The sequence below is a fragment of the Acidovorax sp. 62 genome, assembly GCF_002754495.1.
GTDB lineage: Bacteria > Pseudomonadota > Gammaproteobacteria > Burkholderiales > Burkholderiaceae_C > Acidovorax.
Map to the genome: position 1 here is coordinate 1,285,143 of NZ_PEFJ01000001.1, position 12,012 is coordinate 1,297,154.

General features: G+C 60.5%; 14 protein-coding genes. All 14 read left to right on the plus strand.

What is annotated here, in order from left to right:
• Nucleotides 1–167: 167 nt before the first annotated feature.
• Nucleotides 168–1,040, plus strand: coding sequence for a replication initiation factor domain-containing protein (locus CLU86_RS05725; protein WP_158236313.1), 873 nt, complete (start codon nucleotides 168–170; stop codon nucleotides 1,038–1,040).
• Complete coding sequence (locus tag CLU86_RS05730; protein WP_099740955.1) at nucleotides 1,037–1,345, plus strand: single-stranded DNA-binding protein; 309 nt, start codon at nucleotides 1,037–1,039, stop codon at nucleotides 1,343–1,345. The genes CLU86_RS05725 and CLU86_RS05730 overlap by 4 nt, the downstream gene beginning before the upstream one ends.
• Nucleotides 1,346–1,527: 182 nt before the next feature.
• Nucleotides 1,528–1,698, plus strand: a complete 171-nt coding sequence (locus CLU86_RS22795; protein ID WP_158236314.1) for a hypothetical protein — start codon at nucleotides 1,528–1,530, stop codon at nucleotides 1,696–1,698.
• Between the two features lie 78 nt (nucleotides 1,699–1,776).
• On the plus strand, nucleotides 1,777–1,995 hold the full coding sequence (locus CLU86_RS05735) for a hypothetical protein (protein WP_143226666.1): 219 nt from the start codon (nucleotides 1,777–1,779) through the stop codon (nucleotides 1,993–1,995).
• A gap of 63 nt (nucleotides 1,996–2,058) precedes the next feature.
• Complete coding sequence (locus tag CLU86_RS05740; protein ID WP_099740957.1) at nucleotides 2,059–2,277, plus strand: hypothetical protein; 219 nt, start codon at nucleotides 2,059–2,061, stop codon at nucleotides 2,275–2,277.
• A gap of 224 nt (nucleotides 2,278–2,501) precedes the next feature.
• Nucleotides 2,502–3,941 carry a hypothetical protein gene (locus CLU86_RS05745; protein WP_143226667.1) on the plus strand — a complete coding sequence of 480 codons (1,440 nt, stop codon included), beginning with the start codon at nucleotides 2,502–2,504 and terminating at the stop codon, nucleotides 3,939–3,941.
• The gene (locus CLU86_RS22560; protein ID WP_143226668.1) at nucleotides 3,942–5,543 is read left to right on the plus strand and encodes a hypothetical protein; all 1,602 of its coding nucleotides are present in this window, start codon (nucleotides 3,942–3,944) and stop codon (nucleotides 5,541–5,543) included. It begins immediately after the preceding gene.
• 1 nt (nucleotide 5,544) lies between these two features.
• Nucleotides 5,545–5,832, plus strand: coding sequence for a DUF2523 family protein (locus tag CLU86_RS05760; protein ID WP_099740961.1), 288 nt, complete (start codon nucleotides 5,545–5,547; stop codon nucleotides 5,830–5,832).
• 3 nt (nucleotides 5,833–5,835) lie between these two features.
• Nucleotides 5,836–6,933 (plus strand): zonular occludens toxin family protein, encoded by a 1,098-nt coding sequence (locus CLU86_RS05765; RefSeq protein WP_099740962.1) that lies wholly within the window; start codon nucleotides 5,836–5,838, stop codon nucleotides 6,931–6,933.
• Complete coding sequence (locus CLU86_RS05770; protein WP_099740963.1) at nucleotides 6,930–8,276, plus strand: type II secretion system protein GspD; 1,347 nt, start codon at nucleotides 6,930–6,932, stop codon at nucleotides 8,274–8,276. Before CLU86_RS05765 ends, CLU86_RS05770 begins: the two co-directional genes overlap by 4 nt.
• A gap of 682 nt (nucleotides 8,277–8,958) precedes the next feature.
• Entirely contained in the window at nucleotides 8,959–9,537 is a 579-nt protein-coding gene (locus CLU86_RS05780) for a recombinase family protein (protein WP_099740965.1), read from the plus strand.
• Between the two features lie 223 nt (nucleotides 9,538–9,760).
• Complete coding sequence (locus CLU86_RS05785) at nucleotides 9,761–11,029, plus strand: HD-GYP domain-containing protein (RefSeq protein WP_099740966.1); 1,269 nt, start codon at nucleotides 9,761–9,763, stop codon at nucleotides 11,027–11,029.
• 173 nt (nucleotides 11,030–11,202) lie between these two features.
• Nucleotides 11,203–11,673 carry a Spy/CpxP family protein refolding chaperone gene (locus tag CLU86_RS05790; protein WP_099740967.1) on the plus strand — a complete coding sequence of 157 codons (471 nt, stop codon included), beginning with the start codon at nucleotides 11,203–11,205 and terminating at the stop codon, nucleotides 11,671–11,673.
• A gap of 29 nt (nucleotides 11,674–11,702) precedes the next feature.
• Nucleotides 11,703–12,011 carry a hypothetical protein gene (locus CLU86_RS05795; RefSeq protein ID WP_099740968.1) on the plus strand — a complete coding sequence of 103 codons (309 nt, stop codon included), beginning with the start codon at nucleotides 11,703–11,705 and terminating at the stop codon, nucleotides 12,009–12,011.
• Nucleotide 12,012: the final 1 nt, after the last annotated feature.

Here is a 12,012-nt window from a genome sequence, read left to right on the forward strand (position 1 = left end):
TCTTGTCTTGGCGCCTGCGCCCGGTTTTTTCAGGCGCCGCAGCGCCTGCAACCCGTGCTGTAACACGGGTTGAAAGTTCTGTTTCCCGTGGCCTCGAAGGCACCACTGATGCGGCCCCTCTTGCCGCAAAGATCGACTGGTTGAACGCCACCTTCGACAAGCCCACGATGAGCCTCGCAGGCCTCATCAAGTTCATCAACGAACTGGTGAGCTGCACCATCACCACAGTGCTCGACGGCGGCCTATTCGGCTTCACAGAGCGCCACCGCCTGCAGGCGCGCCTAGACGATGGCGCGAAGGTCGAAATCGGCTCCATCGCCCTCGGCGGCGAATCACAGAAGGGCCGCTGGCTGCTCCAGCTCAACGGCAAAGGCTGCGGCATGGTCAACGACTGGCCCAGCCTCCAGGAGCTGCTGGAAGGCCTCGGCGCCACGCTCTCACGCGTAGACCTGGCAGTCGACTTCCTCAATGGCGAATACACCGTAGACGACGCACTCACGCTCTACGAAACCGGCGCATTTATCAACCGTGGGCGAAACCCTGAACTGGACACACAGGGCGCTTGGCACGAATCAGGCACGAAAGGACGCACCGTGTACGTTGGAAAACTCAAGAACGGAAAGACGCTTTGCGTCTATGAAAAAGGGCGCCAGCTCAACATGCCCGACAGCGACTGGACGCGCTACGAAGTGCGCCTCGGCAACCGCGACCGCGAAATCCCGCTGGACGTGCTCACCAACCCCGACAAGTACTTCACCGGGGCTTATCCAGCGCTCGCGCACATGCTGCAAGCAGCAGCCGAAGAAATCCCCACAGCACGCGAAGAAGCACGCGGCAGCCTGGCCCACGGCCTGTACCACGCACAGCGCTGCTACGGCAAATATTTCCACGCCGCCCAGGCGCAAACAGGCGTCAGCAGCGCCGACCTGGTCGAAGAAATCAGAGTCATTGGACTACCGAAAAAGGTAGAGCCCGCCGGAGCATCGTCCGGCCTCGCATGGCCCGAGTTGCAGGCCGAAATCAAGAGGAAAAAGCAATGAACGCAGCAGTATCCCCAGCCAAGATCGGCCCCATGCAAGTGCTCATCAAGGGCCGTATCGACGCCGTGCGCCGCCACGACAAGACCACCTACACGCGGATCATCACCCCCGCACCAGACCCTTACAGCCGCCCCCAAACCGTAGAGGTTCGCAGCAAGCAGCGCCTGGGCCAGCAAGGCGAAGAAGTGGCCCAGCTCGCCACCCTGGGCGGCTACGCCCGCAAGCCCTTCCGCAGCACCGACAAAGAGACCGGCGAAACCACGATGGTTACCCCCATCGACATGACCCTCGACGCTATCGAGTGACCAGGTGCCAGCCCTGCGCGCAGGGCTGTTGTATGGCTACTTGTATTTATTTCGAGGCTTCGGTCCCAGGCGGCGCTTCTGCTGCTGCTTCTGTGTCTGGCTATCGCGTGCTGCCTTGGTCGGTTGGTGATGCCACCTTGACGGCTGGTTCTTACCAATGCCCCACAGGTACACACCTGCTTATGACCACTGCCGAAGTTAACGCGATGCCAAAAACCGGCGTTCCTGATGCCGATTTGATGCGCGAAACCTTCTTTATGTCTTTCGGCCTGGTCATCGGCATCTGGTGTGCAGGCAAGTGCGTTGGCGCAGTGCTGCGGCTCATTAAGGGCGAAGAAAGCGAATTTTCTTGAACTGATCGGGGGTTTCAGATGTTGATGGATGCATTCACTACGTTGATTACAGGAGTGCTGCAACAGCACACCGCTTTGGTGATTCTGGCCGTTATGGCCGTGGCCTCCGTCATTGCCGGTTTACTTGTTTTTCAGCGTGGCGTCTCCGCCGTTTTGGACTTCATTTCCGGTGTGGACTCTTCGCGCCCTCGCGTGGGTTACCAGTACGAAGAGTACGACCAGGACGGTAAGGCCACCTACCGCACCTGGACCAAAAAAGACCAGTACTACTACGACAAATCGCGTAGTCGTCGGTAAAGCATTTGCGGCACCTGTCGCAAATTTCCCGCCCGCAAGGGCTTTCAACCTGGAGTTAGAAAAATGAAATTTCTCAAGCAAAGCGCCGTCCTGGCCGCTGTCTTCGGCCTGCTGTCTATGCTGGCTGGTCCTGCATCTGCAGCAAGTGCCTACGACCCGCTGACGTCCTCCGTCACCTTCGTGGAAGCTATCGCCGCCATGATGGCTGTGGCCGCTGTTGTCGCGGGTCTGTACGTGACCATGCGCGGTGTTCGCACTGTGCTTGGCTTCATCCGCCGCTGATCCACTCCCTCCCAAAACGACCCGAGCACCGAAGGCGCGCAGGGTTGATTTTGGGAGGGTTTTTTTTTGGACCTTCGCAATATGTACGACCTCTACATCATCAGCGCATGGGCCACTGGCCTGTGTGCCGCTGGCGCATTGATCAAGGGCTTGGAGTGGTGAAAGCCCTTGCTCTGTTGCTTGTGCTGGTTTGTTCTGCCTGGTCAGTTTTGGCACAGCAAACCATGCCCGAGCTGGACTCACAGCGCAAATACATGCCTTTTGGCGAAGCTGCAGAAAAGATCATCGCCGCCGCCGTCGCCAGGGCCAAGCCCGCACGAACCGAGAACATCGACCAGGCCGAGAGCTTCCGCCGCATCGTTCAATATGCCAAGCAGTCAGCCGTCAAAGCCAATGCCGATATTGGCGGCAATGCGTTTTCTTACATGTCCTTCGTGCCCCATTTGGCGGCGCAAAAAATCTACGGCGAAACCGTCTCCTACACCTTCGCCAGCGGCTTGCTCATGGTCGCCGTTGAGCGCGAAGCACGCGGCTTCACCTACCGCATGAAGCCCGCGTACAGCACCCCGTTCTATATCGGCCCACGCGGGGCGCCAGCTCGTATTTACGAGCCTGACAAGCAGTTTGCTTTCAAGAACCTACCTGCTCTTAAAAACGGGGTTGTTTCTTACACGAACCTCTGTACCAGCTCCACCGCCTCTTGCTCGGTACTCAGTAACTACACGCCAGGCACATACCGCTGGTTCTATCGAGATTCCGGCCAGCCCTGGATGGTCGCTTGCAATCAGGTCTCGGACTGTGTTCAAGCGGCTGTGTCCATGTTCTTTTACAACGCTACGTATAAGTACCGGCGCAGCGGTTACGACGACTTCGGCCAGTACTGGGGCAACTACAAGGTTTCCCCCTCCGGCACGTGCAACGACACCAGCGAATATGCATACCTGTCCTTTGGGATGATTACCGGCCTGACTTGCATCTATTCGCAGCAGTACGAATACACCACTTCCACGCTGTGGCACATGTTCACAGTGGCCGGGGACTTTGAAAGCTCTTTCCTCCGCTACATCTCGCTGAACCCCATCCCCATCACCTGCCCAGGCGCCACCAAATACCCGCAGTTCCTGGCCTGCGATCCACGCTTTGCAGACGATGTGCTTAGCCTCGATAGCCTGGTGCGCCTGGTTGACCGCATGTACTGGTGGGGCACCCAGCGCGACGGTTACCGGGGCGTCAAATACACCATCGTCAGCAAAGCCGACGCCCTGGCCGTGCTCGGCAACACGCTGGTGAAGGTATCCAGCCTGGCCGATCCGCTGGACCCTCCTGCGTCCACTGCACCAGCCGCGCCACCATCAAACCCAGGCAGCGGAACCGGTGGCAATGGCCTGGACCTCGGCCCTAATCCCGGCGTTCCAGCGCCAAGCCTTGAAGACATCAACGGCAGCACCGTGCTTGCCTCCCTCTGGAACCTTTTCCCGTCGCTCTCTGCCTGGTCACCTGGCAGCTACGCCATCAAGTGCCCCGAGTTCACCCCCTCGGTCTTCGGCTCCACGCTCCATGTCGATCAGCATTGCGCGCTGCTCGAAGGCCAGCGGGTAGCCCTTGGGGTGCTCTCCCTGTTTGCCTGGGCCTCTGCGGCCCTTCTCGTCGTTCTGAGGGCCTAAATGCTGCTCCTGCTCGCCTACCTCTGCCGCCGCTACTTCCGCCGCGTTTACCGTGGCTTCGTCGCCCACCTGGTGGCCTTCGCGCTCATCTGGAATCCGGTCATGCAGGCCCGTGCCGTTCCCGTGGCTGTTATCTTGATACCCGCCGCCACGATGATGGCCCGCGCTTTTGTCATCGCCGCTACTCGGGTTGGTGCACAGCTCACAGCAACCAATGTTGCAGCCGGTACCGGCCTGGCCTTGGTTGCCCTTGCTGGTGAGAACTGGACGGCAGTCGAGGGCTACACGATCAACGCAGCGGCCAACTTTCACGCGAACGTCACTGCAGGCGTCGCCACCCTGGCAAGCATGGCTAGCTCCGTTAACGTGAACACCATCGGTACCGACCTGGCTACGTTCTCGCTCTCGGCCACCTCCGGCAGTGTCTTTGCGAGTTACGGCAACACGCCCACCAAGCAATCGCTGCCCGCAGATCCGGGGGATACCTCGTTTCCCACCTCGCCCCGGTGGGATGGCCAGCCGGGTTACCTCCCCATCGCCGGGAGTAGCTTTTCGACGGTCTTCAACGCTTCGGGCTTTCGTACCTACCTCTGTCCGGTACTGAACGGCGGTACCGGCCCTGATGCATTGATAAACGCTTGCCGCAGCCTGCCGGAAATGCCTTCCAGCACTTTCAATTACGGCACGCAATATCAAAGTATTGGGGTGGGGTGCAACGACCCCAAGGAGTGCGCAAAAGCCTATGTCGCCGCCCGCCTGGTGGCCCTCTCCATGGTTACCACCAATCAGCCCGACGTGCAGGGCCGGGCCTTCTATGAAAGCATCATTTCCAACGTGTCCGTGGACTACGGCGGCTGCTACGACGCGCGATTTGCAGGCAGCTCGATTTTCAATAACTACCGCTGCCCCACTACCCTGAGATACCAGCAGCAGAGCTTTGACGGTGCCGGGTCTTACCTGTCTGCGCAGCCTGTCACAGAGAATTTCAACATCGATGTGGTCCTGAACCGCCCGACGTTCAGCCAAGCTCAGACGCTCAACGACTTTATCGAGCGGTATCCGCTCGCAGGCTCCCATCCGGTCACAGCGGCCAGCCTGGCGCAGATCGCTAACGCCATGTTCTCCGCAGCAGCCAACCGCGCAGGCTATCAAGGCATCAACTACTTCCCTATCACCGCCGCCGATTTCACCGCCGCCGCACAACCTGGTGAGGTGGTCCCCCTGTCGTCATTCATCACGCCTGTGAGCGCCGCGCCAGGCACCGGTACAGGCACTGGTACCGGCACAGGTACAGGAACCGGCACAGGCACAGGCAGCACCGTTGACTTAGGCCCTAATCCCGCCATTGCGCAGCCCACCTTAGAGGGCATCCCTACGGCCGCGCAGATCATGGCGCCCATCTTTGATTTGTTCCCCTCTCTGCGTAACTTTCAGGTGCCCGGACATACCTCGCAATGCCCGTCCTTTGTGGTTCCGTTCTTCGGCCAGGACCACGGAACAACCAAGCATTGCGAGCTGCTGGAAAGCCAACGCGGGCCGCTTGGCGCTGCCGCTCTGGTGGGCTGGTCCATCGCTGCGCTCATCATCGTTTTAGGGGCCTGACATGTACGGCATCTTGTTCTCGGCATTCAATGCCACCCTGTCGTTTTTGGTGCGCTCGGTCATCGCCAAGTTCTTCGTGTTCTTCGCGCTGTTCTTCGTTACCACCGAGTTTTTGTCTGTGTTGGTGGACCGCCTGCCCAACGGCCAGGCCATGTCCGGTGCCCTCGCTGGCATCCCGCCTGGCATGTGGTACTTCCTGGACCTGGTGCACTTCGACGTGGGCTTGCCCGCCATCATCAGCGCCTGGGTGCTTCGCTTCATGATCCGCCGCATTCCCGTGATTGGTTGACCCATGCCCATCAACGCATACACGGGCCTTATGGGCTCCGGCAAAACTTATGAGGTCGTTGGCTTCGTCATCCTCCCGGCCCTGCTTCGCGGGCGTCGTGTGGTCACCAACGTGGAAGGCCTGGACTACGAAAAGATCAGAGCCTATGTGCACGAGAAGCACCCAGACGCCGAGCTGGGTGAGTTGCTCCTGGTCACCAATGAACAGATCAGCTCCGATGATTTTTTCCCCTGCCGTGATGGCGATGAAAACGCTACGGTGAAGGGCGGCGACATGGTGTGCATCGACGAGGCCTGGCGCTTCTTCGGCACGTCCACCAAGATCAAGACCAGCACCCAAGTTTTCTTGCGTGAGCACCGCCATTACACGGACCCCGTAACCAAAGTGAGTTGCGACCTGGCGCTCATGCTGCAGTCCATTGGCGACCTGCACCGTACCGTGAAATCGGTGGTCGAGCTGTCATTTCGCACGCACAAGCTCAAGACCGTAGGACTGAACAAGCGCTATCGCCTCGACATGTTCGAGGGCACCAATCAAAAGATCAGCGCACGCGCTAACACCTGGCAGAAGGCCTACGACCCGGCTATCTTCGGCCTGTACAGCAGCTACGCCGCAGGGTCGGGCAAAGAGCTGGCGATCGATGGCCGCCAGAACATCCTCAAAGACCCCCGCAACTGGGCCATGGTCGCGGGTGTTTTTGTTCTCTTCGGGCTGGGTGGCTGGGGTATCAATCACCTTTATTCGAGGTACAGCCCAAAGAAGCCCGCACCCACTGAAGAGGCAACAGCCACGCCAGCAAACGGCCCTGCAGGCGCCGCAAAGACCACACCTGCACCCTCGGCACCACCGGCACCGCCCAAGCTCGTACAGAGCCAGGATTGGCGCCTCGCTGGCCGTATCGTTACAGCACGCGGCGAACGTGCCGTATTGACCGGCCAGGCTGGCCGCGTGCGCGTTGAAGACCCGGCCCTATTTGTCGGCTATGGATGGGATAGCCGCGCCATGGTCGAAGGCGAACAAATCAGCGCCTGGTCAGGTCCCGCAGCGGGCGCAGGTGGATCATCAGCAAATGAAAACAAAGCCTTCACGGTGGGCAAATGAAAAAGCGTGTTGCATCCCTTGTCTTTGGTCTGGCTGTTGCCTTTGGCGCAGCCGCCCAGACCACGCCACCAGGCGCACCCATTCCCCCGGAAAAGCTCCCTGTGGTCATCGACCTGCAGGCCGTCAGCCTGGCCCAGGTCGTGCACCTGGTCTACAAAGAAATCTCGCCCGCCAGCTATGTGCTCTCGCCTGACCTGGTAGCCGATCAGCGCCCCGTTTCACTGCGCTGGACTGGCCTACCTGGTCAGCTTCCCGGCTTCATGGATAGCTGGCTCGAAACCCTCGGCTACGCCACCAAAGACAAGGCTGGAACCCTCTTCATGTCGCGCCAGGCCGAAGCCATCGCGGAAGACAAAAAGGAGGAAGAAAAAGAGACCATGATCTATTGGCCCCGCTACCAAAGCGCCGCAGCTCTGCGCGAGCTGGCCGGGGGCGTCGTCGCTCCCGATGGCTTCACCTCGCACCGTGGCGTGTCCACCGCTTCCGCTCCCCAGCCCAGGGAACAGGGCCTAGCTTCCTCGGGCCGCAGCTCGTCGCGCACCTCCCAGCAACAACCCACCCAGGCCGCGCCAGGCTCCGCGCTCTCCGTGATGGACAAGGACGACCGAATGCTGGTTTTTCGTGGTACCCAAAAGGACCGACAGACCCTCACGGCGTTCCTGGAGCAAGTGGATCGCGCCGCCGAAGTTGTGAGCGTGCAGGGCGCCATCTACGAGGTCAGCACCAGCAAAAGCGAAGGCAGCGCCTTCCACCTGGCGGCTAACATCCTGCGCGGCAAATTTGGTGTCACTGCCAACCTCGGCACCCGCCCCGGTGGCGAGTTCCTGGGAGTCAAGCTCGGCGGCCTAGAGGCCGTCATGGGTGCCCTGAACACCGATGGCCGCTTTAAAGTGTTGAGCGCTCCGCGCCTGGCTGTTCGTTCCGGTGGCTCTGCCCGCCTGGTCGTAGGCCAGGAAGTGCCCACCGCTGGAGCTGTCACCACTAACGCCCAGGGCGGCACGCTGCAAAGCGTGGACTACCGGCAAAGTGGCATCATCTTTGACCTGGCCCCCCAGGTCTTTCGCGACGCCGTACGCCTTACTCTCTCCCAGCAGGTGAGCAGCTTTGTGCGCACTGATACCGGCGTCAACAACAGCCCAACGCTCTTAAAGCGCGAAGCAAAAACAGACCTGGACGTTTTTGGAGATGAGGTTGTTGTAATTGGTGGCCTGGTGGACACTAAGCACGATGCCAGCTCGTCCGGTCTGCCGTTCCTGCCTGGCTGGATGTCTTCCACCAGCTCGAATACCTCGGCCTCTGAGCTGTTGGTGCTCCTGCAGGTCATTCGCCAGCCGCAGCCCTGAATTCATTAAAAGGAGGTTCCCGTGTACGCTTCGCTTTTGTCTGTCGTGACTGATCTTTTTTATGTCGCCGGTCTCGCGGTCATTGCCGTTGCCGTGGCGGTTGCCGGGCTCCTTTTGGGGGGCGGCTCCATCCGGCACGTTCTCCGCTCTATTCGTGTTTTTCTGAGCTAGAGCGTCAACCCAGCCTTTTGATGGACAAACGGGGCATCCTTACAGGACGCCCCATGGCGGCGCGTCACAATGCTTCATGCCTTTTAACGTTTTAGCCTGCCTTCTGCTGTCCGGCTTTACCGCTGCCGTGTACGTTTTTCACTATTCCCGCGGTGGAGCGCGTGGCATAAGCGGCTTTTTCCTCGCCTTTGTCTCTGGCGCTTGTTTTGCTTCTTTCGTGTACCTCGCTCAGTTTGCCGAGATGTTCCGAATCCTGGGCGTTGAGCGCTGATTCGCCTCCTTCCTGATAGACAAATGGGGACCCGGACCGGAGACCTTGTGTCGCAGGTTTGGGGCGGGGGTATGGGGCCGCAGGGCACCATGTAAGGCCGTCGTGCAACCCGTACCCCATGCGAAAGACCCTTGCACACTGCTCTGACACCTGACTTAAAACTTACAGAACATAGGGCCGCCATTTCGACCGTTTCACAATTGGGAAGCAGTCTAAATTTCTTCCCATAAGGAGGGAAAAATGGCATTTATTGGGTATGCGCGAGTGTCAACACAAGACCAGGACACTGCGCTACAGCTTGATGCGTTGGCTAAGGCTGGGTGTACTGACATTTATCAGGAGAAGGCAAGTGGTGCCTCAAGGCGTGGGCGTCAAGAGCTGGCCAGGTGCTTGGCCAGCCTGGCTAAGGGCGACGTCCTGGTCGTCTACAAGATTGACCGCATAGCCCGAAGCCTTTTCGACCTGCTGGCCATCCTTCGCCAGCTCGAAACAGTCGGCGCAACGATCAAGAGCGTCACAGAGCCGCTGGACACCACCAACAGCATGGGCGTGTTTGTCGTTCAGATTCTGGGAGCGGTCGCCCAGCTCGAACGGTCAATGATTCGGGAGAGATCTATTGCAGGCCAGATAGCTGCAAGGGCGCGGGGGAGGTTGCCGGGAAGGGTTCGCGCATTGCCTTCCGATGATGAAGCGGCGCTTGTAGCGGAATACGCTGCAGGCGGCATAACGCAAGCGGGTTTAGCTACAAAATACGGAGTAAGCACGTCGGTTGTGAAGCGTGCGATCCAGCGGGTTAAACAGCTTGGCAAAGGTCGATAACATCCGTTTCCGCCAAGATAAAGCCCAAGTGATTCGTCACTTGGGCTTTTTTCTTTGCGCCTCCATTCTCCAGCATGGCCGCTCGTTGCTGTATCCGGGTTTGCGCTGGTTGGGGCAAACCGTTGTTGTGCGGCAAGGTGTGTGAGTGATTTGCGCGGCTTGGCTGATGCAATTGCGGTGCTCGGGCAGATAATCAGCGCACCAAGCTTTGGGGAGACTCTCCATGACGTCATCGACGACTGCAAGCCGTAGCGCATTTGGCACTGCCAACCCCCATGCGCTGGCCACGATTTTGGAAGCTGGCGAAACCCGCCGCATCATCTCGGCCACCGATATCTACGACATTTCCGGCGTGAAGCTGTGGGCGGGCAACCAGCCGGTGTCTGCTTCGTTGCAGCGCAGGTTGTTGGACCGCGAATTGCGCCAGCCACTGGAGACCAGCCTGATTGCCGAGGACGGCGTGTCGGTGGCGGGCTTGGTGCAGGCGGTGCAGGATGTGCTGCAGAGTGCGTCGCCGCTGGTGCCTGTGTTGCAGCCCCACGCCCCGCGTTTGCTGGCCTTGGTTGGTGGGCTCACGCTGCACCCTGTGGCCCAGTTGCTGCTGACGGCGGCCCAAACGGCACGGCCTGCGCACTACGCGCATGCCGTGGCGGCCATGGCGCTCAACGGGGCGTTGATGGCGGCGGATGGAGGGGACGACGCGGCCGTGCGTTTGGCCTTGCTCAGTGGCTTGTTGCACGATGTGGGCGAGATGTACATCGATCCGCTGCATGGCGAGGCCGAAGCGGACCGCGATTTGGACTTTGCCAGCTACCAGCAATTGGTCGTGCACCCCCATGTGGGCTATTTGTTGGTGGCGCAACTCACCAATTACCCGGCAGAGGTGGCGCGGGCGATTGCCGAACACCATGAGCGCCTGGACCAGTCCGGCTATCCCAACGCACTGGGGGGCGGGAAGATGTCTCCGCAAGGGCGTTTGCTGGCAGTGACCGAGGCCACGCTCAATGCGCTGCGCAGTCCGTACAGCCACTTGCTGCATGCCAGTGTGGCGCTGCGTGCGGTGCCTGGCGAGTTTGATTTGCATTGGGTGGGCAAGATCACCCAAGCGGCGGGCGCTCAGCCGCCGCAGTCTGCCGTGCTACAGGCCAGCGAGATTGAACAACGGCTGGCGGCGTTGGGTGATGTGCTGGCGGGCGCAGAGCAGCGGGTGCTGGCGCTGGCCCAAGTGGCCCAGTTGCCTGCCATGCAGACCGCGCTGGCTTTGGCGCAGTTCTTGTTGGGCCGCTTGCGCACGGGCTGGAACGAGAGTGGCTTGTGGAACCCGGCAGCCCTGCTCAGCGCGGACGCTGCCGAGGTGGAGGCGCTGGAGGACGAGTTGTACTTCCGCCTGCGCGGTGTGCAGCGTGCGACCTTGCTGCGCGCAGGCCAGTTGCCCGAGCCCGAGGCCGGGCAGTTGCTGGCGCTGTGTGACTCCCTGGCGATGGGGGCGTGACCCGGACCCGCGTGTGAGTGGCGGACAAGCCTTGAGGCAGCGCCTGCACGCAGCAAGGGCAACTGGGCGCTGAAACAAAACGCAATAAACCGAAACTGCCCAGAGACGACGGTTGCCAGCGCGGGCGGCACCATGGCGTTCATGTTCAACGCTGTGTTGTGAGGAGTCCTGTCATGAAGTCCTGGATCAAGAAATCCCTGTTCACTGTGTTTGGCGCCAGCATTGCCTTGGGTGGGCTCACGGCCTGCTCTAGCGCAAGGCCTTGGCACCACGATGCCAGCCCCGAGCAGATGGCCCAGATGCAGGGCAAGATGGTCGAGCGCATCGGCAGCAAGCTGGATTTGAATGCCGAGCAAAAGCAAAAGCTGCAGACACTGACCGATGTGCTGCTGGCCCAGCGCAAGGCCATGGCCGGTGCGGCAGGTGACCCCCGTGCGCAGGTGCAGGCTCTGGTAGCGGGCGAGCGGTTTGACCGATTGGCTGCGCAGTCCTTGCTCGACGAAAAGACCCGTGCCGTGCAGGCCGGTGGCCCCACCGTGATTGCTGCGCTGGGCGATTTTTATGACAGCTTGCAACCCGCCCAGCAGCAGAAAGTGCGCGACATGATGCAGCGCCGCCGTGGCTGGATGGCATCGCACGGCTGACAGTTTGAACAGCTTCTCAGGAGCGCACCATGCACCTTGCAATGCAACCGGTTCACCAGTTGGCCAAAGGCCTGCGCGCCCATGGCTCCCAGTTGCTCGCTGGGCTGGAGGAGCCACACGATGAATTGATGTCCCTGGTGTGGGGGCCCCGGTTTGATCGGGGCCATGCCATGGGCCTGGTGGCTCGCAGGCCCGATGTGGCGGCCAGCCTGCTGCCCGCTTTGCTGGACGCGGCCGACCACTTTGATCAACTCCATGGCACTGCGCAAGCCCGGCTGCGCCGTATGATTTTGCGGCACCGTGCGCTGGCAGGCGTTGCGGACATTGCCGCAGTGTGAA

Coding starts and splice junctions, on each gene's coding strand:
- CLU86_RS05725 (WP_158236313.1), top strand. CDS start 168: ATGAGCCTCGCAGGCCTCATCAAGTTCATCAACGAACTGGTGAGCTGC.
- CLU86_RS05730 (WP_099740955.1), top strand. CDS start 1,037: ATGAACGCAGCAGTATCCCCAGCCAAGATCGGCCCCATGCAAGTGCTC.
- CLU86_RS22795 (WP_158236314.1), top strand. CDS start 1,528: ATGACCACTGCCGAAGTTAACGCGATGCCAAAAACCGGCGTTCCTGAT.
- CLU86_RS05740 (WP_099740957.1), top strand. CDS start 2,059: ATGAAATTTCTCAAGCAAAGCGCCGTCCTGGCCGCTGTCTTCGGCCTG.
- CLU86_RS05745 (WP_143226667.1), top strand. CDS start 2,502: ATGCCCGAGCTGGACTCACAGCGCAAATACATGCCTTTTGGCGAAGCT.
- CLU86_RS22560 (WP_143226668.1), top strand. CDS start 3,942: ATGCTGCTCCTGCTCGCCTACCTCTGCCGCCGCTACTTCCGCCGCGTT.
- CLU86_RS05760 (WP_099740961.1), top strand. CDS start 5,545: ATGTACGGCATCTTGTTCTCGGCATTCAATGCCACCCTGTCGTTTTTG.
- CLU86_RS05765 (WP_099740962.1), top strand. CDS start 5,836: ATGCCCATCAACGCATACACGGGCCTTATGGGCTCCGGCAAAACTTAT.
- CLU86_RS05770 (WP_099740963.1), top strand. CDS start 6,930: ATGAAAAAGCGTGTTGCATCCCTTGTCTTTGGTCTGGCTGTTGCCTTT.
- CLU86_RS05780 (WP_099740965.1), top strand. CDS start 8,959: ATGGCATTTATTGGGTATGCGCGAGTGTCAACACAAGACCAGGACACT.
- CLU86_RS05785 (WP_099740966.1), top strand. CDS start 9,761: ATGACGTCATCGACGACTGCAAGCCGTAGCGCATTTGGCACTGCCAAC.
- CLU86_RS05790 (WP_099740967.1), top strand. CDS start 11,203: ATGAAGTCCTGGATCAAGAAATCCCTGTTCACTGTGTTTGGCGCCAGC.
- CLU86_RS05795 (WP_099740968.1), top strand. CDS start 11,703: ATGCACCTTGCAATGCAACCGGTTCACCAGTTGGCCAAAGGCCTGCGC.